20 protein-coding genes are annotated in these 24031 nt (G+C 65.4%); 14 read left to right on the top strand and 6 right to left on the bottom strand.

The window, feature by feature from the left end; translation table 11 throughout:
- The 3 genes from GO615_RS29540 to GO615_RS20745 form a co-directional block, all read right to left on the bottom strand.
- Window positions 1-69: transposase (locus GO615_RS29540; RefSeq protein ID WP_169131142.1), on the bottom strand; the 69-nt coding region annotated here is incomplete at its 3' end.
- Window positions 70-1105: 1036 nt separating this feature from the next.
- Window positions 1106-6169 carry an NACHT domain-containing protein gene (locus tag GO615_RS20750; protein WP_169131598.1) on the bottom strand — a complete coding sequence of 1688 codons (5064 nt, stop codon included), beginning with the start codon at window positions 6167-6169 and terminating at the stop codon, window positions 1106-1108.
- 622 nt (window positions 6170-6791) lie between these two features.
- Window positions 6792-8477, bottom strand: coding sequence for a heterodisulfide reductase-related iron-sulfur binding cluster (locus GO615_RS20745; RefSeq protein WP_169131596.1), 1686 nt, complete (start codon window positions 8475-8477; stop codon window positions 6792-6794).
- Between the two features lie 9 nt (window positions 8478-8486).
- Here GO615_RS20745 and GO615_RS20740 point away from each other — a divergent pair, with 9 nt between their 5' ends.
- Entirely contained in the window at window positions 8487-8741 is a 255-nt protein-coding gene (locus GO615_RS20740; protein WP_169131594.1) for a hypothetical protein, read from the top strand.
- 48 nt (window positions 8742-8789) lie between these two features.
- Here GO615_RS20740 and GO615_RS20735 read toward each other — a convergent pair whose 3' ends face one another.
- The 3 genes from GO615_RS20735 to GO615_RS20725 all read right to left on the bottom strand — a co-directional run bounded on the left by GO615_RS20735 (window position 8790) and on the right by GO615_RS20725 (window position 11507).
- On the bottom strand, window positions 8790-9983 hold the full coding sequence (locus tag GO615_RS20735) for a thiolase C-terminal domain-containing protein (RefSeq protein ID WP_169131592.1): 1194 nt from the start codon (window positions 9981-9983) through the stop codon (window positions 8790-8792).
- Window positions 9984-10098: 115 nt separating this feature from the next.
- Window positions 10099-10536: a Zn-ribbon domain-containing OB-fold protein gene (locus GO615_RS20730; protein ID WP_169131590.1), complete on the bottom strand. Its 438-nt coding sequence runs from the start codon at window positions 10534-10536 to the stop codon at window positions 10099-10101.
- 14 nt (window positions 10537-10550) lie between these two features.
- The gene (locus GO615_RS20725; protein WP_169131587.1) at window positions 10551-11507 is read right to left on the bottom strand and encodes an electron transfer flavoprotein subunit alpha/FixB family protein; all 957 of its coding nucleotides are present in this window, start codon (window positions 11505-11507) and stop codon (window positions 10551-10553) included.
- Between the two features lie 423 nt (window positions 11508-11930).
- Here GO615_RS20725 and GO615_RS20720 point away from each other — a divergent pair, with 423 nt between their 5' ends.
- The 13 genes from GO615_RS20720 to GO615_RS20660 all read left to right on the top strand — a co-directional run bounded on the left by GO615_RS20720 (window position 11931) and on the right by GO615_RS20660 (window position 24018).
- Window positions 11931-13112, top strand: a complete 1182-nt coding sequence (locus GO615_RS20720; RefSeq protein ID WP_169131585.1) for an acyl-CoA dehydrogenase family protein — start codon at window positions 11931-11933, stop codon at window positions 13110-13112.
- Window positions 13113-13125: 13 nt separating this feature from the next.
- On the top strand, window positions 13126-14286 hold the full coding sequence (locus GO615_RS20715) for a CaiB/BaiF CoA transferase family protein (RefSeq protein WP_169131583.1): 1161 nt from the start codon (window positions 13126-13128) through the stop codon (window positions 14284-14286).
- Window positions 14283-14828 carry a MaoC family dehydratase gene (locus GO615_RS20710; RefSeq protein ID WP_169131581.1) on the top strand — a complete coding sequence of 182 codons (546 nt, stop codon included), beginning with the start codon at window positions 14283-14285 and terminating at the stop codon, window positions 14826-14828. The genes GO615_RS20715 and GO615_RS20710 overlap by 4 nt, the downstream gene beginning before the upstream one ends.
- On the top strand, window positions 14825-15322 hold the full coding sequence (locus GO615_RS20705; protein ID WP_169131580.1) for a hotdog family protein: 498 nt from the start codon (window positions 14825-14827) through the stop codon (window positions 15320-15322). The genes GO615_RS20710 and GO615_RS20705 overlap by 4 nt, the downstream gene beginning before the upstream one ends.
- A gap of 40 nt (window positions 15323-15362) precedes the next feature.
- Window positions 15363-16526: an acyl-CoA dehydrogenase family protein gene (locus tag GO615_RS20700; protein ID WP_169131578.1), complete on the top strand. Its 1164-nt coding sequence runs from the start codon at window positions 15363-15365 to the stop codon at window positions 16524-16526.
- A 29-nt stretch (window positions 16527-16555) separates the two neighbouring features.
- Window positions 16556-17341, top strand: coding sequence for a DUF2889 domain-containing protein (locus tag GO615_RS20695; protein WP_169131576.1), 786 nt, complete (start codon window positions 16556-16558; stop codon window positions 17339-17341).
- Window positions 17342-17357: 16 nt separating this feature from the next.
- The gene (locus tag GO615_RS20690) at window positions 17358-18602 is read left to right on the top strand and encodes a CaiB/BaiF CoA transferase family protein (protein ID WP_169131574.1); all 1245 of its coding nucleotides are present in this window, start codon (window positions 17358-17360) and stop codon (window positions 18600-18602) included.
- 15 nt (window positions 18603-18617) lie between these two features.
- A complete protein-coding gene (locus GO615_RS20685; protein WP_169131572.1) occupies window positions 18618-19838 on the top strand; it encodes a CaiB/BaiF CoA transferase family protein in 1221 nt (406 codons plus the stop codon).
- A gap of 56 nt (window positions 19839-19894) precedes the next feature.
- Complete coding sequence (locus GO615_RS20680; RefSeq protein ID WP_169131571.1) at window positions 19895-20818, top strand: TIGR03619 family F420-dependent LLM class oxidoreductase; 924 nt, start codon at window positions 19895-19897, stop codon at window positions 20816-20818.
- 75 nt (window positions 20819-20893) lie between these two features.
- Window positions 20894-21724, top strand: coding sequence for an enoyl-CoA hydratase/isomerase family protein (locus GO615_RS20675; protein WP_169131569.1), 831 nt, complete (start codon window positions 20894-20896; stop codon window positions 21722-21724).
- A 115-nt stretch (window positions 21725-21839) separates the two neighbouring features.
- Window positions 21840-22535 (top strand): nuclear transport factor 2 family protein, encoded by a 696-nt coding sequence (locus tag GO615_RS20670; RefSeq protein WP_169131567.1) that lies wholly within the window; start codon window positions 21840-21842, stop codon window positions 22533-22535.
- Window positions 22536-22618: 83 nt separating this feature from the next.
- The gene (locus tag GO615_RS20665; RefSeq protein WP_169131565.1) at window positions 22619-23494 is read left to right on the top strand and encodes an FAD binding domain-containing protein; all 876 of its coding nucleotides are present in this window, start codon (window positions 22619-22621) and stop codon (window positions 23492-23494) included.
- Between the two features lie 29 nt (window positions 23495-23523).
- The gene (locus GO615_RS20660) at window positions 23524-24018 is read left to right on the top strand and encodes a (2Fe-2S)-binding protein (protein WP_169131563.1); all 495 of its coding nucleotides are present in this window, start codon (window positions 23524-23526) and stop codon (window positions 24016-24018) included.
- The last annotated feature ends 13 nt before the right edge of the window (window positions 24019-24031 follow it).

Genomic DNA, 24031 nt, shown 5'->3' with positions numbered 1-24031 from the left:
ACCCGGCTGCGTTGCCAAACGCACCGCCTCGCGCTTGAACTCGTCCGAGAACTTCCTTCTTGTTCGCATCGATTCCTCCTAGACACATGTTGCCATGCAATGTGTCCGGAGAATCGGGAGCAGGCCATATTGAAGGCTAACGAGAAAAGTCGGGTGCTATGCTCGTCTGAGGAAAGCCTTTTTCTTATCACATCCTCGAGACGGCGGAAGCCCGTCAAAATGCAACGGTCCGGGTCGTCGAAAAATCGTATCGCTAAATCGAGAAGACGCGGCTCGATAAGAGCCCATGGCATGACTGCTGGGAATTTCTTCCAAACCTGATGCTGGTTCAGGCTGTCTCCGTACTTGTCGTAGATGTAGTCATGCCACCGCATAGGACGGATAGGCAGCAACGCCTTAAGACACTCTAGGTCCTGCAGTGTCAAAGCAGACGCATCTAACCTTTCGGTTAAATCGTTGGGAACCTCGTATTCCTCAATATCTGCACCGTGGACATCCAGGAGCCAAAGTACATCAGCAAACGTTCTTGGCCCTTCGCCAGGATAACCGGACGCAAAACCAGACTTTATGGCAACTGTTTCAACGGACTCCAACTCTAGCAGCAGGCAATGCGTTTGGCCGGCAGTCAATACCTTTACCCTTTCAATTCGATCTCCGAATTGAACAAAACGCCGCACAGCATCCAAACAGCTTTTGGAAACTCCTGGTAGACCTGCATACTGAAGGCCGGCTGGTCGATCTGATCGAAATGCATGCATTTTAGATATCTCTGGATTCTTAATGGAGACGACGCTTCTTCATATGGTTTCGGCTGGATGACACCGTCTGGGAACGAACAGAATAATTCATGTCCACTCGCTGGATCGAAATCCGCAGTAGGGAACTGATCGGAGAACATCATGCGTAATGACCGAAGTCAGACGCACAGAACAAAACGTATACGGTGCAGCCGCCTCTCGATACCTCCGGCATAAGAAATCGACCCGTATCCAACAGTCTAAACGCGAGATAACTGATGCTTTAGGCAAGACTGGCCGAGCACGAATGAATCCGCCACCGCATAATTTACTTGTCTGTGAGACGAGCAGTGGCCATATGCTTGAACTCATCGGCCCGTGGCGACGCTTATCCTAATATCCTTGAAAACCTCACTTGTTTGAATGGCAGCCGCCCTCCGGTCGCCCCTGTCCACCAAAACATCCAGAGCAACGAGTAACTCCCGGGCGGCTAACAACGGCAGCGGCTGCGTCTTCTCCGAGAACCGTTGAATCAAGCCAGATAGCCGGGCCACGATCGTTGTGGCTCGCCAACCGGCCGGAAGCCCCTCAGAATTCGGCAGCACCATGTGAAGGTGCTTGACAAAGCGCTCTACCGGATATGTTTCGATGGCACGCTCGCACAACGTCAAAAAGGCCGTTGTGACTGTAGGGATGCGACCATGCGTCTCCAAGAATGGCTCAATTAACGGAAAGATCACCGCAACGTCGCGCCAATCGTGATTGGCAAACCGCTTTGCGCCCATCGCGCCATCGACGCTGACAAAGAACAGCGACCGAACCATCTCGACAAGGTCTGTATCGCTGGTCGACACCCCGTGTCTCGCTAGATGCTTCCAGCTTTGATGTGACAGAAGTCGCGGAACAGTCGCCTGGAGCACCGCGAGCGGACGCATAGGAAAGGTTGGCTCGTCCATTACATTGCAGGCCAAATGCGTGACGAAGCTCTGAACCAACGACGCAAACGTCTCGTCGTCAGCTGCGGCCGCCGGCTCAAAGAAGCGTGTCACGCCTTCGGCAGGATCAAGATGCAAAGTCACCCGAGCGAAAAAGCGGTAGAGCTCGCGGCGCCAATCGAAAAGCTCTAGTGCATCAGCTTCAAAGGCATCTGGCTTGCCGCGCGACCAAGCAGGGCATAGTCGCTCGACAGTCCACGCTACCAGTTCATCGCACCACGAGAGAAACATCTCACGTCGCATTCCGTCTTGCATTGCCGAGGCGACCGGAATGCTCGGGAGAATTTTCGCGAGAAAGTCGGCATGTAGATCATTCGTAGGATGCGCCCACTCGACCACCACATCCCTGCCTCGCTTGCCTCTAACAATCTGCGGGCCTTTTGAGTTTTCGACCCATGCAGGAGGCAGTTCAGGCATGGGTGCCACCTGCATCTCCAGGTCCGCGCATTGCGCCAAAGTGGCCTCGACGGCCCTGATCACGTGCGCGCGTTCACGTTCTTTGCGATCAGCTGGCGTGATGTCGTACGGATAGCGCTCAATAACAGCAAGCGAGTTCGCCAACCGAAGCGCCGTCCAAGCAATAGCTGGCGCATGGCTCCAGGCTGCCAACATGCCGGCCAGAGCCTCGGTCACGACTTGATCGTACGGATGCGCCGTCAGCTGGATCAGTGCCTCCAGCGACTGCTGCCGAAAGGCTTCGTGCTGAAGTAGTCCAGCTAAGCCGCGGCAGGCGAAAAGCACTGGGTGGTGCAGCAACGCGGAGCCACGGAAGAAGAGGTCGTCTGGAGCCTCGCACGTCAGCCAGGCCCGCGAACACACGTCTGCTGCCCACCCGAGATCGTCCGTCGGGGTCGAGTGGCCGAATCGAATAGCGACTGCAGCTACTCCCGCGACAGCCGCCTGCCGCTGACCGCTAGGATCAACGTGCCGGTGCACCTCGTCGAACAGTTCTGGCGAATCCAGTCGCCTCGCATCGCGAAGCGCGTCCGCCACAGTAAGTCGGTCAGAAATCCCCCCCTTTTCGAAGCTGTCATGTGTCCAGTTCAGGAGCCGGAGGTTCTCCTCCATCGTGACTTGGCGCTGTTTGATCTCCTCGATGTCCGCACCTTGCGCCTTCGGGTTCTCCATTTCGATGACGACACCTGAGCCGTCCTGCGCCGGCGCCGCGCGATAGTTCTCGCGCTTACCGATCTCGGCCCAAATCTCCGCAGTTCGCCGCAGGTACTCAACGCAGCCCTCGTCCTCGCGCTCTTCCTCGTAGTCGAAGGGAAGGTTCGAAGCAAAGGCGGCTATTGCCTTTGAGGCCTTCTCCGCCAAGTCACCGCCAAACAGGACACATATGGAGCCGAGCCACCGAATCTCCTGCTTTCGACACTTCCGCTTGTTCGAAAGCACAACCGCTTTGTGGTGAATGCGATCGTGTGGCTGGAAGCCGATGAGATTGCTCGAGTGACTGCCCATGTCTTGGACATTGCGCTCGATGTCCCATTTCCAGAGGCGCTGGCTCGTCAGCAGCGGCAACGTCACCTCTGAGCGGTGCTGGGTCTCAACGGTCACTGCGCAGGCCACCCCCAGCGCGCCCACTGAGACGTGCCCTTCTAGCACGGACCTGAGCACTTCGTCGACTGAACGACCACTCTCAATCTCTCGAAAGGCCCAATCCTCAAGCGCCATTAACCCAGATCCGACAGCGTGCGAGCCCCAGATGCCTCGCGACCAGAGGAACTGTTGCGATGCGCCCCAGAATGTCTGCTCGCCCCACGGGAAGGTAAGCGTCAGGGGTAGCGGTCTTGCCCTGCGCTCCCGGTCAAGCTGCTGAAGCTGTCGCCAAGCAGTCGTGGCGTGATTGGCCAGCTCGCGTACTAGGCGACGCGCCTCGTCCGGTGCCGCAGCAAAGAGTGACGGGAATGGCTGGCGAGTGGGGGCGCAGGGGAAGTAGGCGTGCTGGTCGTCAATGGACAAGGACTGCCAGTCATGGCTGTGTGGGCTGTATCCGTAGCGCGTTCCTTGTGACCGCCGTCTTTGCTCTTCGGGCAACGGACGAATCATGAAGTGCAGGACGAAGTCGACCAGCTCGTGGGCGCACGCATCACTGAGGACGGGCGAGTAGTCGATCACCTCCTTGCCAGCTCCGCGTGGCACGCGCTCGGTTGACCGCAGGGCGGCTAAATAGTCCTTGACCTGTGCTGGATAGGCTCTGCCCGCGCGCAATAGCGTTGAGCGCAGACGAGACTCCAACTCCTCTGCAACGCCATCCTCAAGCTCATCCCATTCGCCGTGATCCCGAGGAAACTTGTGCGAATGGAATCGGGCTTCAATGTCGACCAACCATGTCTTCACCAGAGCCAGGATGAGCGTCGACACCGGGTTTTCCACGTCGGTTGCCACGTTTTGCCAGACCTCGAAGACGGAGAGCATCTCGGGACGCGTCGCGACCGGGATCTGTTCGATGTGTCTGACGAGCCAAGAGCATAAGCGTCGCCACTGGGCAATGTCGGATGGCAAAGCGAGCGCGTCCGCGAAGCGCAGACGCTGGGCCAGTTCGATGTCGGGAAACCGATCAGCATCCAGTGCCAGCGGGTTCGGCTTTGTCTTCTCAGCCTGATACCAGACAACAAGCTTCGATACCCGCTTGGAACCGGTCGCAAGCATCGCCTCGTTGTAGGTCGTCTCGTAATTATCAAAGTCCGGCAACCCGAAGGGGCCGAGCATCCAAGCCCGCAACCACTGCGACCTCACGTAGCCAGCCGCCTCGAGTTGCGCCAAGTGTGCTTGCCAATCCTGCCCCTCCTTCAGTTCGGCCTGCGACAACAATTCGACCACTCGCCCGAGAACCGGTGGTTCTCCAACCTGACGAATGACCCCGAGCCATTGCGGCCCCTCAGACACCAGAAGCTGCAAAAAGGCCCACTCAAAGTAAATGTCATGAGCAAATCGAACGGTTTGCCCTACTCGGACTTCGCGGATGATTCCATCTGCCTCGAGTTCGGCGAGCGCTTGAGGGTCAAGGTTCAGCGACGGAATGCGCCGGCCCAGTGCCGTAGCGCCGGAGCGCGCTAGCTCGACCAGCGCGCTGCGCCGCTGGCCGGCTCGCGCTGCCTCCGCTCCATAGCCGCCGCCGCTCCACCAAGCGGTCGCCAGCTCAACTTCGGACCTGGGGACGGTCGTTTCATTGGCGTACCGCTTTGTCAGCACGCTTGCGAAGAAGGGACGTCGCACAATCGCTCTGACTTGGGCAGGCCCAAACAAGAGGTCGGCAAGGGCAGGCCTTTGGGCTGCGAGGGCCCTGGCTTCCTGATCGTCGAGTTCAGCGACCTCTACCGTCTTCGCGCCGGCGGCAAAAAGGCGTGCCGGTAGCCACGTCCTCAGTGGCTCCATACCGGAGTCCCTGACCGTTACGAGCATCCGCATACTGCTGAGTAGCGGGGAGTCCAGCATGGTGTTGATCACGTCCAGCACGACGCCTCGATGCCGCACCTCAACGCGGTCTAAGCCATCGATGAACACAGTGGAAATCCCAACAGCCATTACCTCGACAAGCACGTCCTCAAGGTCAGCCCCGCCAATCCCAGTGCTCATGGCGTACTGAACCCACGTCGAGCCGGTGAGCCGGTCAGCTTTCAGAAATAGCGCGGTACCCTTCCCCGACGACTCATGTACCAGCGTTCGCAGAACGGCCGATTTCCCAGTCCCCGGCAAGCCACTAATCTGGACGAATCGACATTCCTCCAGCGCTTCGTAGGTCTTCTGGATAAGCAGTTCTCTGGGGACCGCGAAACCGTCAATGGTGTTGCCAATCTCCGCGACGGCCAATCGCGCTTCGGTCCCCAAAGCAGTCAGCGCGCCCTGCATGGACGCTGCTCCCTTGAGTCTCACTGCACCGTTGAGCCTGGCAATAAGCGTCTTTCGGTCAAAGGAGGCCGCATGACCCTCTGCCACCCGCACCAACGCAAGAATTCGCCGCCACAAGTCGTCAGCCCTCGGCAGCTCGGTTGGCGCAAGACAGGTCGCCAGGCTGGCCACTGTGGTCGCTTCCGTTACTGACCCCTCGTGCAGCATCTCAAATCGCATAAGTACAAAGTGCGATAAGAGCGACCAAGTCGCCTCATCGAGAGATTGCTCCTCGACGACACACGACAAAATGCTGCGAACATCATCGAAATAGGCCTGTTTCTGTCCAGCGACTCCGTTCGCTCGAAGCTTTTCTACCAACCCGGCCGCGCTGCTTTCCGAGCGAGCCCACTCGCACAATGTCTCGAAGTTGCGCTTACCTGCGTCAGAAATCTCACCGGTGACCACGCCAACTCGGTCTGCATCTGGGTCGAACTGCGACCCCGTGACGGTGACGTAGGCTCGCAGGACGGTATCTCTGAAGTCAGTGTTGCTGGTCGCGCGACTTACCACCAAGCTGCGTTTCACTTGCAGGCTCAGACGCATTCGAATCGCGTCGGCGCCTTGTGCTTCCACGATCAGGTCATCAAGCGGGTGAGCCAGCGCACCCCGTTGGACGGATACGTGCCTCACCTGCCGGTTTGGCAGCCCCGGCGCTGTCGACTCACTCAGTAGGGCAACTATATAGACAGCAGCAACTGCATCCTCGAACGTGAAACCTGCCCCTCCGGTAAGTTCAGGGTTGGCTGCGGCAGGACTGTGCGCGCTGACTTCTGGATGAGTGCCCTCTGGAGAGCTGGCAGAATTTGTAACCATTCCAAAAGGATACCTCGTCGCCTGCCATCAGGCGACAGAAGCTCGATTGTTCGCCTGCCCTAGGCGTTCGAAGCGAGTTGAGGAGCAACGGCGGCTAATCGTCGCATTGCCGACTCATAGATGCTGTCCAGTGAACGGCTCGAGTGGCCGAAATCCGGCCGCCGGTAGTGTCCTGAAGTATGTGCAGACGCGCCTTCGTTTGGAAGGCGCGGGGGAACCGATGAACCGCGCCTTCCTCCACAATCTCTGTGGGCGAGCCTGTGGATAAGCTGCGGGGAAGCGCCCGAAGGGCGCGCGGCTGCTGGAGTGCGGGGCCGCGCTCAAAAATTGGGCAAGACTTCTATATGACCCGTCAGGCGGTCTCTGAGGCAGGCAGCGCGGCCGCCACCAGTTCCGCAACATCGAACACCCGCCTCGCCTCGCCGTGCTTCGAGGCGCTCGACGTGAGCATCAGCAGGCAGAACGAGCACGAGGTCGCCACCTTTGCGGCGCCGGTGTCGATGGCCTCCTGCATGCGCACGTCGTTGATGCGGGCGGTGCCGCCCTTGCCGCCCCAGTAGTTGCCGCCGCCCGCGCCGCAGCAGAAGCTTTCCTTGCGGTTGCGCGGCATTTCGATCACCTGGCCGACGGCCGCGAGGGCGCGGCGCGGTTCGGCGACGATGTCGTTGTGGCGCGCGAGGTAGCACGGGTCGTGGAAGGTGATCTTCTCGGCTTCGTCGCGCACGACCTGCAGGCGGCCTTCGGCGATGAGGCGGTCGATGAGCACCGAGTGCGGGATGGTCTGCCAGTCGGCGCCGAGCTCCGGGTAGTAGCGGTCGAAGCTGTTGAAACAGTGCGCGCACATCGTGATGACTTTCTGGATCTTGCGTTCGCGGAAATCCTCGATGTTGGCTTGGGCGATTTCGACGAACTGCATCTCGTCGCCGGCCATCTTGGCGGGGTCGCCGGTGCAGCGCGACTCTTCGAGGATGCCGTAGGACACGCCGGCGGCATCGAGGATACGCAGCATTGCGCGGGCGACTTCCTGCGCCCGCGCTTCGTAGGCGACCGAGCAGCCGATCCACAGCAGATACTCCGTCTTGCCGGGCTCGAAGAAGGGCACGTCCAGCCCCTTGCGCCAGTCGTCGGGGTTGGCGGCAGTGCCGACGAAGGGGTGGCCGCGCGATTCGAGGTTGCGGTTGGCGAGCGCCAGCGTGTCGGGCATCTCGGAGCGATCCATGACGAAGTGGCGGCGGAATTCGAGGATGGTTTCCGCCGGGCTGTTGCTTGCGGGGCACTCCTCGACGCAGGCGGCGCAGGTCGTGCAGTCGAACACCGCCTCCAGGCCGACGGCATCGATCAGCCCCGGATCGTCGAAGCGCTTCTCGTCGAGCCAGGTGGCGCAGGTGGTCATGACCTTCTTGGGCGACAGGGCCTTGCCGGTCTGCGCCGCGGGGCACACTTCCTGGCAACGCCCGCACCACAGGCAGGCGGAGAAATCGAGCAGCTTCTTGCGGTCGAGATCCGCGAGCTTCGCGGCGCCGAAGCTGATCTCGGCATCGCCTTCGGGTTCGGCGTCGAAGTCGATCGGCGCCAGCGTGATGCCAGAGCGTGGGCGCGCGAGCGCCGCGTTGGCGGGCGCGAGCAGCATGTGCGAGAGCGGCGTGTGGGCGATGAGGCCGATAAAAGCGACGCCGAGCAGGCCATGCAGCCACCATCCGAAGTGGCCGCCGGCCGCGAGGAGGCCGACATCGAAGCCCTGCAGGGCACCGGCCAATGCCAGTCCGAGGAACTCACCGCGGCTCGCCGACGCGGGTTCGGCGAGGCGGAAGGCCTCGGCGGTGAAGCCCGCGGCGATGGTCGCGAGGAAGAGCAGCTCCATGACGACGAAGCCCTTCCGCTCGCCCCCGGCCGTGAGGCGTTCGAGGCGCGTCAGCCGGCGCACGAGGAAGAAGGCGACGCCGACGAACATCAGGATGCCGGCCAGTTCGCGTCCCAGCTCCATCACCAGGAAGCCGAACCGTCCTTCATACACCGGCACGCCGACGAAGCTCAGCACGAACGCGGCGTGGCCGAAGATCGCGACCAGCGCGCCGCCGAAAAGCAGGCCGTGCGCGAGTCCCGCGACGGGCCGCTTCTTCAGCCGCGACGTGAGCAGGCCGCGCTCGGCGAAGGCGCGCAGGTTGAGGCGGTCGCGCCAGGTCGAGGGCCCGCCGGCCCCGTTCGCCCCCCCTTCCCCGCTGCGATCAGCGCCGCGCGGCGTTTGAGGCCAAGGAAAACGCTCGTGAGCGCGGCGCCGAGCAGCAGCGCCAGGATCGAATAGTCGAGAGCAGAGATCGCGGCCATGGTCGGAGCCCCGGTGACGGTTGGATCAGCGCTTGAGGATGGCCGCGGTGGCGTTGCCGCCGAGCCCGTTGGTCTGCGCGAGGCCGACCTTGGCACCGGGCACCTGCCGCCCGCCCGCCTGGCCGCGCAGTTGCCAGGTGAGCTCGGCGATCTGGAACACGCCCATCGCCGTGGTCGCCTCGCCGAAGGACACGAAGCCGCCGGACGGGTTGATCGGCATGCGCCCGGTCGGCGTCGTCTCGCCGGCTTCGAGCAGGCGCTCCGCCTCGCCCGGTTCGCACAGGCCCCACTCCTCGGGGAAGGCGAGTTCGTAGTAGCAGGTGTTGTCCTGTAGCTCCGTAAAGCCGATGTCGCGCGGGCCGATACCCGAGCGTTCGAAGGCCTTCATGACGGCCGCCTTGGCCTCGGTGTGGAAGCTGGGCCCGTTCGGAACTGGGCCGGCGAGGCTGCGCGGCAGCGCGTCGTCGAAGCCGATGGTGGCGACCGTGCTGGTGGCGACCGTGATCGGCTTCGAGGTGAAGCGGCGGGCCATGTCCTTCGAGCAGATCACTGACGCGGCGGCGCCGTTCGACACGGGACAGATCTCGAACAGTCGCAGGGGATTGCTGACGTAGGGCGAGGCGAGCACCTCGTCGAGCGACACGGCCTTCTGGAAACGCGCGAAGGGATTGCTCTCGGAGCACTTGCGCGCCTTCACGGTGACCTGGGCCATCTGCTCCTCGGTCGTGCCGTGGTCGAACATGCGGCGGCGGGCGAGCGTCGCCCAGAAGGCCGGCCCCGGCATGCCGACGCAGCGCTGGCGCAGGTACTCGGGGTCGTTGATGTCCTCGACGCCGGAGGTCTGGATCATGCCCTTTGGCATCACTTCGCCGCCGACGACCAGCACCAGATCATGGATGCCGCCCGCGACCAGCGAATAGCCGACGTTAAAGGCGTTGCCGCCCGCGGCGCAGCCCGCGGACAGGTTGTAGACCGGGATGCCGGTGCAGCCGAGGTCCTCGACGACGTCGTTGCCGTTGAGCCCCCAGCCTTTGCCGCCCGAGAAGCGCGAGCTCGCGGCCGACACGGCCTGAACCTGCCGCCACGACACGCCGGCGTCCTTCATCGCCATGTCCACCGCGTGGCGGCACAGCTCGGTGACCGATTTTCCCCCCACGATCGCATCGCCCGTCTTGCCGAAGCGATGCATCCCCACTCCCAGAACGACGACTTCCTGCATGGTTCCCCACCTTACCGGTTATCAAACCGGCAACGAATTAATTGGAATTGGCTCGCGCACATCGTTCCTCCCCGTTCAAGGGGGAGGGAGTGATCGTGCAGCGCTCAACCCGACATCAACGATCAAGCAGTTTGAATTTCCACGACGTGAAGGCCTTGCCCTCGTCGTGGTGGATGGGCTCAATCACCAGGCTTACGCGCGCACCGACGCGCATGGACTCGACGGGATCGACCATCTGGCCGACCACCCGGAGGCCGCTATCGAGGTCGACGACGCCGATCGCGTAGGGAACGAAGGGCTTGTCGTAACGGTGCGGGGGCGGCGGCGCGAAGTCCGCGACCGAATAGCTCCACAACCGCCCTTCGCCGCCGAAGGTGCAGGACACGATGTGCGATGCCGCGCAGGCCGGATTGCGGCAGTGCGCCACGCGCGGAAAGTACGGCGTGCTGCAGGTGATGCAGCGGGCGCCGTGCAGGAGCGGGCCCTCGTCTTCCGAGAACAGGCCGGGAACGCAGGGTTCGCGCAGCGCGGTATTCGTGCTGAGATCGGTCATCGCATTGCGCTCCGTCATGCCTTCGCGGCCTTGATGAGTTCCGGCAGGATCTCCAGGCAGTCGCCGACGACGCCGAAGTGCGCGTAGCGGAAGATCGACGCGTCGGCATCCTTGTTGATCGCGATGATGGTCTTCGCCGCGGAGCAACCCGCCATGTGCTGGCTCGCGCCGGAGATGCCCACCGCCACGTACAGCGCCGGACGCGTGATCTTTCCGGTGAGTCCTACCTGATGCGACGAGTCGATCCAGCCGTCGTCGACGATGGCGCGCGAACCGCCCCACATACCGCCCAGCGCGGCCGCCATGTCCTTGACCAGCTCGAAGTTCTGCTTGCTGCCGAGCCCGCGCCCGCCCGAGACGATGACCTGCGCATCCTCTAGGCGCGCCTCGGCCACCTGCGGCGCAGCTGTCACGGCGAAGCGCTCGGCCACGGCTGCGCCGTTGAGCGCGACGCTGTGCTGCGCGACCGTGCTGGGTGCCACCGCCGGAGCGGCCACGATGGCGGTCGTGCTTACCGACAGCACCGCGAGGGGAGCGGCAACCTGGTACACGGCATGCGTGTCGCCACCGAAGGCCGTGGCGGTGACCTGAAGCCCGCCGCCGGCCGGTTCCACGTCGAAGACGTTGGCCACCACCGGCACGCCCAGTCGGCCCGCCAGGCGCGCCGCGATCACGCGCGACTCCGCCCCTTGATTGAAGAGCACCGCGCGCGGCGCAGTCTGGTTGCAGTAATCGGCCAGCGTGGCCACCAGCGCGTCCGGCCCGCCAGCCGAGGCGCCGGGCCCCTGCACCGTGTCGAGCCGATCGACGCCGTAGCGCGCGCCGACCTCCACCGCTGCCGCGGCGGCCCCGCCGAGCACCAGCCAGCGCAATTGCGCGCCGGTGGCAGCGGCCAGTTTGTGCGCGAGCGTCAGCGCCTCTTCGGTGCCGCCGTCGATGGCATCACCCCATGAACACAGCACAACGGCCATAGCGAGGACTCCTTGTTCAATACGATGAATTGAAAAATCGGCCGAAAAATAAGTGCCCGATTACGCAATGGGCCATTGATCCCGGGCGGCTCGATCCCGTGCCGCGGGACCTGAGCTTTGCAAATCAGTCTAATTGCGCGCCTTTTTCCGCACCGCCCCGCTTCGAATCCGATGGGGACTTTGCCAATTCATTTCCGGCCAGGCTGAAAGGCACGCCCCGCAAGGGATTCGCGTCACCAGCATGGGCTGCGGCGGGACGCGCTTGGCGGCCATGGCCTTTTCTGACATCGCTGCGTCCACTTCGGAACTGCCGCCGCGCAACATCGCCGGGAAGCGCTCTCTAGAATCGGTTCATCGAATCGGGGCATCCCGGCCACTGCCGAATTGCCTGCGGATCAATCAATTCCTGAATCGGGGGCAAAGATGGATTTTGAGTTTTCCGAAAAAGAACGCGAATTCCTGCGCGAAGTCGGCCAATTCCTCGCAGACAATTACGATCCGGACGTCATGGACGTCACCCGCGAGAACATGGCGCAGGTGTGCGACACGCCCGAGCGGCGCGCCTTCATGAAGAAGGTCGCGGAAAAGGGCTGGCTCGGCATCACCTGGCCGAAGGAATACGGCGGGCAGGAAGGCGAAGGCTTCTTCGAGTATCTGCTCAATGAAAAGCTCTCCTCGGTGGGCGCGCCGCAGATCGGCAAGGGCGTCGGCATCATTGGCAAGACGCTGATCAACGTCGGCTCCGAAAAGCTCAAGCGCGAATTCCTGCCGCAGATCCTCGACGCGAAGATCGAGTTCGCCGTCGGCTATTCGGAGCCCTCCGCCGGCTCGGATGCGGCCGCGATGCGGCTGAAGGCCGAGCGCAAGGGTGACGGCTGGGTGCTCAACGGACAGAAGGTGTTCACGACCTCGGCGCACTTCGCCGACTGGTACTGGGTGGGCGCGCGCACCGACCCGGATGCGCCCAAGCACCACGGCATCACGCTGTTCCTGGTGCGCATGGACGATCCCGGCCTGACCATCCACCCGATGTACACGATGGGCAACGAACGCACCAACGCGGTGTTCTTCGACAACGTCTTCGTGCATGACGACTACCGCGTCGGCGAACTCAACAAGGGTTTCCAGTACATCGCCGAAGCGCTGGATATCGAACGCTTCAGCATGTTCACGTTCGCGCCGATCCGCGGCCGCATGGAGGTGCTGGCCGACTACGTGAAGACCGCCAAGCGCGACGGCAAGGCACTCAAGGACGACGCGGTTGTGCGCCAGAAGATCGCCGAACTCGCGACCGAATGCGAGGTGGCGCGCGTGCTGGGGGTGAAGTTCGTCGATGCCGCGATCAACAGCAACAAGACGCCCACCGTCGAGGCCTCCGAATACAAACTGTACGCGACCGAGCTGTCCCGCCGCCTCGCGGATGCGACGATGGACATCGTCGGCCCCGGCGGTCAGCTCGCATTGCATACCGAGGACGCCCCGCTCAAGGGCCGCGGCGAGAGCTGCTACACCTACACGGTGATCGACACCATCGGCGGCGGCTCCTCGCAGGTGCAGCGCAACATCATCGCCAAGCGCAAGCTCGACCTGCCGAAGAACTTCTGACGAGGCCGCGGCGATGAGTTTCCTCGACGGCTACACCGTTCTCGATCTGGCAAGCGTCGGACCGGCGGCGCGCGCCTCGCGCATCCTGGCGGACTTCGGCATGCGCATCATCAAGGTCGCACCGGTCGCGGCAAACGGCGCGAAGCAGGTCGATCCCGTCTTCCACGCCTACGGCGCGGGTCGCGGCACCCGCCGCATGCGCGTCGATCTGAAATCCGACGCGGGGCGCGACACGCTGATGCGCCTGGCCGCGCACGTCGATGTCGTGATCGAAAGCTACCGCCCCGGCGTTGCGGCCCGACTGGGCGTGGGCTACACGGATTTCGCCGCGCACAACCCGAAGATCGTCTATTGCTCGACCAGCGGCTACGGCCAGGACGGCCCCTGCGCGCAGTGGGTCGGGCACGACCTCAACTATCTGGCGATGTCGGGCTTTCTCGCCTGCAGCGGCCGCGATGCCGAAGGCCGCCCTGCCCTGCCCGGCGCGACGCTGGCCGACGGCGCAGGCGGCGGCATGCACGCGGCGCAGTCCATCCTCGCCGCACTGCTGCGCCGCGAGCGCACCGGCGAAGGCGCCTGCCTCGACGTGGCGATCACCGACGGCGTGCTGAACCTGATGTCGCTCTATCTCGACCAGTACCTCGCCACCGGCGAGGACACCGGCCCCGGCTCCGGCGTCCTCACGGGCAAGTACGCGTGGTACGGCGTGTATGCGACGGGCGACGGCGGGCATCTCGCGGTGGGCGCGATCGAGGGCCATTTCTTCCGCAACCTGTGCCGCCTGCTGGAGCTCGAGTCCTTCGCCGACCACCAGTACGACGACGCGCAGCAGGACGCGATGCGCGCGGCCTTCGCGGCGCGCTTCCTGACCCGCAGCCGCGACGAATGGGTGTCGCTGCTGGCCGGCGCCGATACCTGCGTCGCGCCGGTGCTGAGCGTGCCGGAAGTCGTCGCGCATCCGCAGTTCCGCACGCGCGACCTCTTCATGACCGCCGAACATCCGAAACGCGGGCGTTTCGAGCAGCTCGCGCCGCTGCTCGCCGGCTGCGAACGCCATCAGCCGGTGCATCACGTCGCCCCGGCGGGCCATACCGACACTGACGCGATCCTCGCCGAAGCGGGTTTCCCCGCCCGCCAGATCGCCGAACTGCGCACCGCGGGGTGCATCGAATGAACATCCGGAACGCACCTCCCGCTCCCAGCGCCACCGATCTGCCCGCCTCTGTGCAGCAGATGATCGGCGCGGCGATGTACGAGGAAGAGACCGAATTCCCGATCGAGATCGGCTACGTCTACAACACCTGCGCCGCGGTGCAGAACGCGAACCCGATCTTCTGGGATGCAGCCGTCGCCGAGGCCGTCACCGGCGGGCCGATCGCGCCGCCGACGATGATGTCGGTGTGGTTCCGCCCGCATCACTGGGCCCCCGGCGCGACCGGGGAGCGCAAGGCGCTGCAGACCCACTTCGACCTCAAAGAGCTGCTCGATCTGCCCGAAGCGGTGGTCGCGAGCAACGTAGCCGTGTTCGGCGAACCGGTGCGCCCGGGCGACCGGCTCACCACCTGCCAGATCGTGCGCTCCATCGGCCCCCTCAAACAGACGAAGCTGGGCCTCGGGCGCTTCTGGACAATCGACGTCGAGACCACCAACCAGCGCGGCGAGTGGGTCGGCACCGAGATCTACACCATGCTGGGCTATCGGAGGCCGGAACAATGAGCACGACCACATTCCGGAGCCTCCCCGGCATCACCGCGGCCGAGATCACGGCAGGCCAGCAGCTGCCCCCGCTGCGCCACCCGGTGAGCGCCACCACCATCGTGCTCGGCGCACTCGCCAGCCGCGACTGGCGGCCGATGCACCACGACAAGGATTTCGCCGTCGAGCGCAACGGCGTGAAGAACATCTTCATCAACACGCCGAACAACGCCGCGTGGTTCGAGCGCTACATCACCGACTGGACCGGCCCCAAGGGCCGCCTCGGCCGCCTGCGCTTCGAAATGAAGAAATCGGTCTTCCCCGGCGACGAGATGTGCTTTGCCGGCGTCGTGCGCGAACTCGCCACCGATGCGGCCGGCTGCCACTGGGTCGACCTGGATCTGACGATCTCGGTCGACGGCGAAGTGCGCACCACCGGCCATGCCCGCGTCGCCGTGCCCGGCGACCCCACCGACAACCCCTGGACCCGCAAGGGCGAGCGCTGGATGCCCTGAGGCATCAGCGCGCGACGGACCACTTTTCGAGAGGCTGCCCATGGACCTGCAGTTCACCGACGAGCAGAACATGCTCCGCGACATGACCCATAACCTCTGTGCCGACTACAGCGGCACGGACGTCGTGCGCAAGATGGAAAACGACCCGCTGGGCATTCCTGACGCCCTGTGGGAGAAGATGCGCGAGACCGGCCTGCTCGGCATGGCGATCCGCGAGGAAGACGGCGGCATGGGCCTCAACATGCTCGACTGCGCCGTCATCTACGAACAGCTCGGCCGCCACCTAGCCCCCGGCCCCTACTTTCCCAGCACCATCATGAGTGCTGGGGTGCTCCGTCACGCCGGCGAGGCCGCCGACCGCCGCGCCCTGCTCGGCGCGATCGCGGCGGGCGAGACCATCGTCGTGCCGGCTTGGCTGGAACCGGACGGCGGCTTCGGGCCCGAGGGCGTTCAGCTGCGGGCCGAGCGCCGCGGCGACGACTATGTGCTCACCGGCACCAAGCGCCACGTCTTCCACGCCGCCGCCGCGCAGCAGCTGCTGGTGCTCGCACGCACATCTGACGCGGCCGATGCGATCGACCTCTTCCTGGTCGACACGCAGGCGCCCGGCGTCACGCTGACGCAGCAGCACTCGATGGCCTCCGACACACAGTACCGTGTGGACTTCGATCAGGTGCGCGTCTCCGCTGACAAGCATGTCGGCGCCGAGCGCCGTGGCTGGGTGGCGTGGGAAGCCGCCATGTACGAAGGCATCATCCTGCTCGCCGCCTGGGCCGCAGGCGGCGCCGAACGCGCGCTCGAGATCACCGTCCAGTACTCCAAGGATCGCGAGCAGTTCGGCAAGCCGATCGGCGCCTTCCAGTCGCTCGCGCACTACATGGCCGACGCCAGCGCCGTGGTCGATGGCGCCAAGGTGCTCGTGCAGGAAGCCGCCTGGGCACACGCCGCGGGCAAGGACGTGAAGCGCCTCGCACCGATGGCCAAGCTCTTCGCGTGCCGCGCCTTCCGCGAGGTCACGCACATGGCCCAACAGGTGCATGGCGGCATCGGCTTCACGCTCGATTACGACATCCAGCTCTTCTATCGCCGCGCCAAGCAGCTGCAGATGAACTGGTGGGACTCGCGCTATCTGGAAGGGCTGATCGCCGCCGACATTCTCGACCGCGAGGGCGAGCGGACGATTCCCGACCCCTTCTGCGCCTGACGCCCTTCCCGACTGCACGAGGCTACGCCATGGTCCGCCCGAATCCCCTGTACGGCACCGGCACCTTCCGCCGCCGCATCCGCGTACGCGCAGCGCCGAGCGAGGTCGCGGTGGAGCTGGAGGACTGCAACCACGGCTTCCGCCTGCGCCTGTGGCACGACGGCGAGCGCGTCACGACCGTCGAGGTCGATCCGCTGCGCATCCCGTTCAACACCTGCGCCGAGGCGATCCGGCCGCTGCAGCGCGCGGTCGGCCACCGGCTCGACGAAGGCGAGGCGACGCTGCGCAGCCGCCTCGTACCGGGCGACAACTGCACGCACATGCACGACATGGCGATCCTCGCCGTCGCGCACGGCGCCGCGCACCGGGGCGAAGGCGTGAGCGCCCGGCTTTACGACATGGCGGTCGACGACGAACGCGAAGGCGTCATCCACGCGCGCATCGCCTGCGACGGCGTGCCGGTGCATGACTGGGAGATCGCGAGCCAGCCGCCGGAAATCCCGCCGCACACCCTCATGTCGCCCCCCGAACTCGCCGGGCGCCCAGTAATGCGCGGCTTCCACGCCTGGGCCTCGCAGGCCTTCGAAGGAATGCCGCGCGAGGCGGCCGTCGCCCTGCAGCGTGCGTATTTCGTCGCCCGGGCCCGGCGCCACAGCTTCGAGCCCGTCGCCGAGCATCCGGGCATCTCCGACGGGATGCCGCAAGGGGCCTGCTACTCGTACAACACCGGCGTCGTCGAGCGCGCCTTCCGCAGCGAAGGAACGGTGCGCGACTTCACCCACACGCCCGACCTGTTGCTGAAGTTCCTGCCCTGAACCGAGCGGAGGTCCCATGACCCCAACTTCCCCTGCCGCCCCACTCGGTGCCCCCCACGGCGCCCTGTCCGGCATCCGCGTCATCGACTTCGGCCAGATGGTCTCCGCCCCGTACTGCGCGAAGCTCTTCAGCGACTACGGCGCCGACGTCGTCAAGGTCGAACTGCCGGAAGGCGACGCTGCGCGGCTCGCCGGCCCCTTCCCCGGCGACCGGCCGCATCCGGAGAAGAGCGGTCTCTACTTCTTCCACAACACCAACAAGCGCGGCATCACCTGCAACGTCGCCCACCCGGAAGGGCGCCGCCTGTTGCTGAATCTCCTGGAACGCAGCGACGTGCTCATCGAGAACAACCTGCCGCAGCGCATGCGCGCGTGGGGGCTCGACTACGCCACGCTCGCGGCGACGAATCCCGATCTGGTGGTGATCTCGATCACGCCTTTCGGCCAGAGCGGCCCCTACAGCGGGTGGAACGGCTACGACCTCAACGCCTACCACCTCTCCGGCGCAAGCTCGCGCTACTGCGGCCGGCCCGGCGAGATGCCGCTGGAGCATGGCACCTTCTCGGCGGACTACTTCGGCGCCGTCACCGCCGCGGCCTGGGGACTCGCCGCCGTGTATGGGCGCGACCAGGCCGGCGGCGGCCAGCAGGTCGACGTCTCGTGCGCCGAGGCGATCGCCGCGGCCTTCGTCGGCGGGCAGAACATCGGCTGCTACGCGCAGGAAGGCCGCTTCGACAAGCGCACCGGCGTCGGCATGCCGCTCGGTGCGCCGGCGACGATCCTGCCCTGCCGCGACGGCCACGTGTGGATGCTGGCGCTCGAACCCGGCCAATGGAACGGACTGCGCAAGGTCATGGGCGACCCGGAGTGGGCCAGCCTGGAAATGTTCCAGGACATGTACTCGCGCGCGCAGAACGCCGATGTCATCTACGAGTTCATCCGTGAATGGACGATGCAGCACGGCAAGATGGAGCTCATGGAGAAGTGCCAGGCCGCGGGCTGCCCGGTCACCGCGGTGTTCACGATCGCCGAGGCCGCCGCGCAGCCGCACCTGAAGGCGCGCGACTACTTCGTCGACATGGAGCACCCGCAGCTCGGGCGGCTGAAGAACCTCGGCGCGCCGTTCAAGCTCCCGGCCTGCCCCGGCGGGCCGGAACGCCCCGCGCCGCTCCTCGGCCAGCACAACGGCGAGGTCTATCGCGAACAGCTGGGCCTCACCACGAGCGACGTGCGCGGTCTCGCGCAGCGTGGCGTCATCTGATCGGGGAAAATGAACATGGCCAAGCATCTGCCGCTTGAAGGTGTCCGCGTCGTCAATTTCGGCTGGGTCTGGGCCGGCCCCGTGGTCGGGCAGACCCTCGGCTTCCTCGGCGCCGAGGTGCTGAAGATCGAATCCGCGGCGCGGGTCGACATGACGCGCAACCTGCCGCCCTTCGCCGACGGCATTCCGGGCCCCAACCGCAGCCTGTCGAACCACGCCTGCTGGGCCGGCAACGGCTCGGTGTCGCTCAACCTCAAGGAGCCCGAGGCGCTGGAACTGGCGCTGCGGCTCATCGCCACGGCGGACGTCGTGGTCGAGAATTTCGGCCCCGGCGTGATGGAACGCATCGGCCTCGGCTACGAGCGCCTGCGCGAAGCCAAACCCGACATCATCCTGTTCTCGATGCCCGCCGCCGGCCTCTACGGGCCGCTCGAGCATGTACGCACCTACGGCCTGAGCCTCACCTCGCTGACGGGGCTCGACAGCCTCGTCGGCTACAAGGGCGGCGATCCCGTCCCGGTCGAGAACGCCTTCTCCGATCCCTACGCCGGCATCTTCGGCGCCTTCGCGGTGCTCACCGCGCTCAACCATCGCCGCAATACCGGCCAGGGCCAGCACGTCGACTTCTCGCAGCAGGAGGCGGTGATGCAGATGGTTGCGCCGGCGTGGATGGACTACGCGCTGAACGGGCGCAGCGGCGGCCCGAAGAGCAACGAGCATCCGACCGCCGCCGCCGCGCCACACGGTGTCTTCCCCTGCCGCGGCGACGACCGCTGGATCAGCATCGCAGTGTGCCGGAACGAGGAGTGGCAGGGACTGGTGGCGGCGATGGGCAGCCCGGAATGGGCCGCCACGGCTGACTTCGCGACGCTACCGGCGCGCCTCGCCCACATCGACGGCCTGCACGCGCACATCGCGCTGTGGACGCGGGATTTCGACGACCGCGAGCTCGCAACGCGCCTGCAGGAGCACGGCGTCGCGGCGTGCCCGGTGCTCAACGTCGGCGATCTCCTCGACGACCCGCATTTCCGCGCGCGCGAGACCTTCATCGAAGTCACGCACCCGCTGGGCTTCCACGAAACGATTTACGGCGCCTACGTGAAGACGAGCCGCAGCCGCCCGGACGTGCGCCCCGGGCCCGCCATCGGCGCCGACAACGAACGCGTGTTCAGGGGCCTGCTGGGCATCCCCGACGCCGACTACGAGCGCCTCGTGCGCGACCGGATCATCTACTGACAAGCACAGGAGCCGGCGCTCCCCGCGCCCGCGGCCCGCAACACAGGAGACACGCCATGAAGTTCGCCCTCGCCACGCCCGCCCTCAACAACTACCCTGCCGCGATGGCGCCGTGGGAGCCCCGCGCGGGCGGCCCCGAGATCCTGCGCTACGCGCGCCGGGCCGACGAGCTCTCGTGGGACTGGCTCACCATTCCCGAGCACATCGTGATGCCCACGGACATGAAGGACGTGATGGGCTCGCGTTTCGCCGAAGGCATCGCGGCGTCGGCGGTGCTGATGGGGGCGACCGAGCGCATCCACATGCTCACCTACATCCTCGCGCTGCCCTACCGCCACCCGCTGGTGCTCGCCAAGCAGATCGGCACGATGGAATTCCTCGCCGGCGGGCGCTTCACGCTGGGCACCGCGGTCGGACACCTGGAACGCGAGTTCGAAACGTTGGGCATCCCCTTCGAGCAACGCGGGCCGATGACCGACGAATACCTGAAGGCCCTGAAGGAAGTGTGGACCTCGGAACACCCGAGCTTCCACGGCGATTTCGTCAAGTTCGACAACATCCTCGTCGAGCCCAAGCCGGTGCAGAAACCGCACCCGCCGATCTTCATCGGCGGCAACTCGCCGGCCGCGATGCGCCGCGCCGCCGTGCACGGCGACGGCTGGATCCCCTGGCTCGTCACCGCCGAAGACCTCCCGGGCTGCATCGCCTACATGAAGAGCCTGCCCGCCTACGCGGAGAAGGCCGAGCGCTTCGAGATCCTCGTCACCACTACCGCCTACAAGGTCGAGGACTACTCGCATGCCGAGCAGGGCGAGACCCACGTCTCCGCCGACCGCGACAGCGTGCTGCGCGAGATCGAGGCCCTGCAGAAGGCCGGCGCCACCTCGGTGCAGGTGATGCCGCCGAAGCTCGAAACCTTCGAGCAGTGCCTCGAATGGATCGAATGGTATGACAAGGTAATCATCCCGCAATTCCGCTGAGGTGGCGAATAGATCTACTGCGCGACCCGATTTCTTCACGACCTCCGCCCCAAAAATGTCCCTTGGAAACTCTTCATGACCGACACCTACCGCTTCCTGACGACCCGCATCGAGGACAACGTCGGGATCGTCACCCTCAACCGCCCGGACAAGCTCAACGCACTGAGCTGGGAGCTGGCCGAAGAGCTGGCGACGGTCTTCTACCGCTGGCGCTACGTCGATGAGGTGCGCGCGATCGTGCTCACCGGAGCGGGGCGTGCCTTCTGCGCCGGAGGCGATGTCGACTGGATCTCCGGCGACAGCGACCGGCCGATGCCGGGCACCTCGGACGCCTCGCGCCCGATCCCGCGTTCCCAGCGCAAGACCCCGGGCGGACCGTTCATGGACGCAACGCGCCAGATGATCGCCGTCGACAAGCCCATCGTCGCCGCGCTGCACGGGCATGCCGTGGGGGCGGGGCTCGCGTATGCGATGGTCTGCGACCGGCGCTTCGCGGACGCCACGCTCAAGATGTCCGCGATCTTCACCAACGTCGGCGTCGCGCCCGACTGCGGCCTGTCGTGGTTCCTGCCGCGCATCGTCGGCCTGCCGACCGCGCTGATGATGGTCGAGACCGGCCGCACGTTCCGCGCCGAGGAATGCAAGACGATGGGCCTCATCGACGAACTGGTGCCCGAAGGCACGAGCTTGGTGGCCGCCCTCGACTACGCGAAGACCCTCGCCCAGCGCGCCAGCGTCGCCGTCGACATGGCCCGTCGCATGATCTACATGGGCCAGACCGCGACGCTGGAACAGGTGCTCGACTACGAAGGCATCGCCGGCGTCATCGTCGCGTCGTCGCTCGACGCGAAGGAAGGCACGCAGTCCTTCCTCGAAAAGCGCAAACCGGTGTATCGCGGCATCTGAGAAGTACCGGCCGAGCACAACGAAGATTGCGCCGGCCCCATCGCATTCATGGCCAACCCGAGCCCGAAACACCCCGTCGCCGCCTCGCGCACGGGCGCCTTGACATGGAGTTGACATGAGCAGACTCGCCGCAGCGGCCCTGGCCGCGTTCCTTCTCTCCACGCCGGCCTTCGCCGCCGCACCGCCCAAAGCCGACCGCGCAGCCGAGGAGCTCGCGGCCCTGCGCGCCGAGGTGCAGGCCCTCAAGGACATCGAGGACATCCGCCTGCTCAAGCACGCCTATTTCCGCGGCATCGACAGCGCCGACCTCGATCTCCTGCGCAGCATCATGCACCCCGAGGTCACCGTGCATTTCATCGGCGGCGGCTACGAATGGAAGCTCGCCGGGCGCGAGCAGTACCTCGAAGCGATCGGCAACAACTTCAACAGCGAAGTGATCGCCCAGCACAACGGCCACCACCCCGAAATCCGCCTCGTCAGCGCCACGGAAGCCGAAGGCACCTGGTACCTGCACGACAACTTCTACAACCTGCGCGAGCGCCTCTACACCACCGGCACCGCCTTCTACCACGACCGCTACGTGAAGGTGGACGGCAAGTGGCTGCTGCGCAGCACCCAATACAAGCGCCACTACGAGATCGTCGAGAAACTCGAGACGCTGCCCAACGTCACCGTCGACTACCTCGCCGAGCACGGCCGCAAGGTCGAGCGCCACTGCCACGGCGACGGCCTGTGCCGCGGCGGCCAGGAGACGCCCATCGCCGCCGCGCCCGCCGGCAACCCGACGCCCGCTCCCGGCCCTTCGCAATAACCCGTCTTGGTGATGCGGGCATTTTTCTGCCCGCCTACATTCGCTCCAACCGACTCCCCTGACCCCGCACCGAGGTCCGCGCCATGAAACCGGCACCGTTCGACTACCACGCCCCGACCTCGCTCGCCGAAGCGGTGGCGCTCCTTGCGCGTCTCGATGACGAAGGCTGCGACGCCAAGATCCTCGCCGGCGGTCAGAGCCTGATGCCGATGCTCGCGATGCGCGTGGCGCGCCCGGAGGCGTTGGTCGACCTCCGCCGCGTGCCCGGCCTCGACGCCATCCGCCTGCAGGACGGCTACATCGCGATCGGCGCCATGGCGAGCAAGCGCGCAGCCGAGTTGTCCGAGCTCGTGCGCGAGAAGCAGCCCCTCTTCCATGCCGCGACGCGCCTCGTCGGCCACCAGCAGATCCGCAACCGCGGCTCGGTCGGCGGCTCCTTCGCGCACGCCGACCCGGCCTCCGAGTACCCCGCCGTCGCCCTCATCCTCGACATGCAGATGGTCGCGACCGGCCCGGACGGCGAACGCGTTATCCCGGCCGACGAATTCTTCGTCACCTACATGACCACCGCACTCGAAGCGGGCGAAATCCTCACCGAGGTTCGCATGCCCGTGCTTCCAACCGGAAGCGGCTGGGCCATTCAGGAGATCACGCGGCGCAATGGCGATCTCGCGCTCGCGGGCGTTGCCCTCACGTTGCGCCTCGAAGCCGGCCGCTGCACCGATGCGCGCATCGCCGCCTTCGGCGTGGATGCGACCGCCGTTCGCCTGACCGCAGCGGAAGACTCACTGCGCGGCGCCGTCCCGAACAGCGAAAGCTTCGCCCGCGCGGGCGCCACTGCAGCCGCCTCGCTCGGCGATCCGATGAGCTGCATCCACGCGTCCGCCGATTACCGGCGCCACCTCGTCGGCACTCTGGTCGAGCGGGCGCTGGCCGAAGCCGCCGCACGCGCGCGCTGAACACCCTGATCCACGGCACGAGGACTCCCATGAGCACCCGGCAAACCATCCGTCTCACCGTCAACGGCAAGCCCTACGAGCGCGAGGTCGAAGCCCGCCTCACCCTGGCCGACTTCATCCGCCACGAGCTGCACCTGGGCGGCACCCATGTCGGTTGTGAGCACGGCATCTGCGGGGCGTGCACGATCCTGATCGACGGCAGTTCGGCACGTGCGTGCCTCACGCTTGCCGTGCAGGCCGACGGCGCCAACATCACCACCGTCGAAGGGCTGCGCAACCGCGAAACCGGCCAGCTGCATCCGATCCAGCAAGCCTTCGTCGAGGCGCACGGCCTGCAGTGCGGCTTCTGCACCCCCGGCTTCATGATGACCACGCTCGAACTTCTCGGCGAGAACCCCGACCCGAGCGACGACGAGATCAAGGAAGCCCTCGGCGGCAACCTGTGCCGCTGCACCGGCTACCAGAGCATCCTCGACTCGGTGCGCCTCGCCGCGCGCCGCCTCCAGTCGGCCTCCGCCGCCTGAAGCGGCCTTCGGA

The sequence above is a fragment of the Aromatoleum evansii genome (assembly GCF_012910805.1).
GTDB lineage: Bacteria > Pseudomonadota > Gammaproteobacteria > Burkholderiales > Rhodocyclaceae > Aromatoleum > Aromatoleum evansii.
This window is presented reverse-complemented; position numbering and strand designations above follow the sequence as displayed.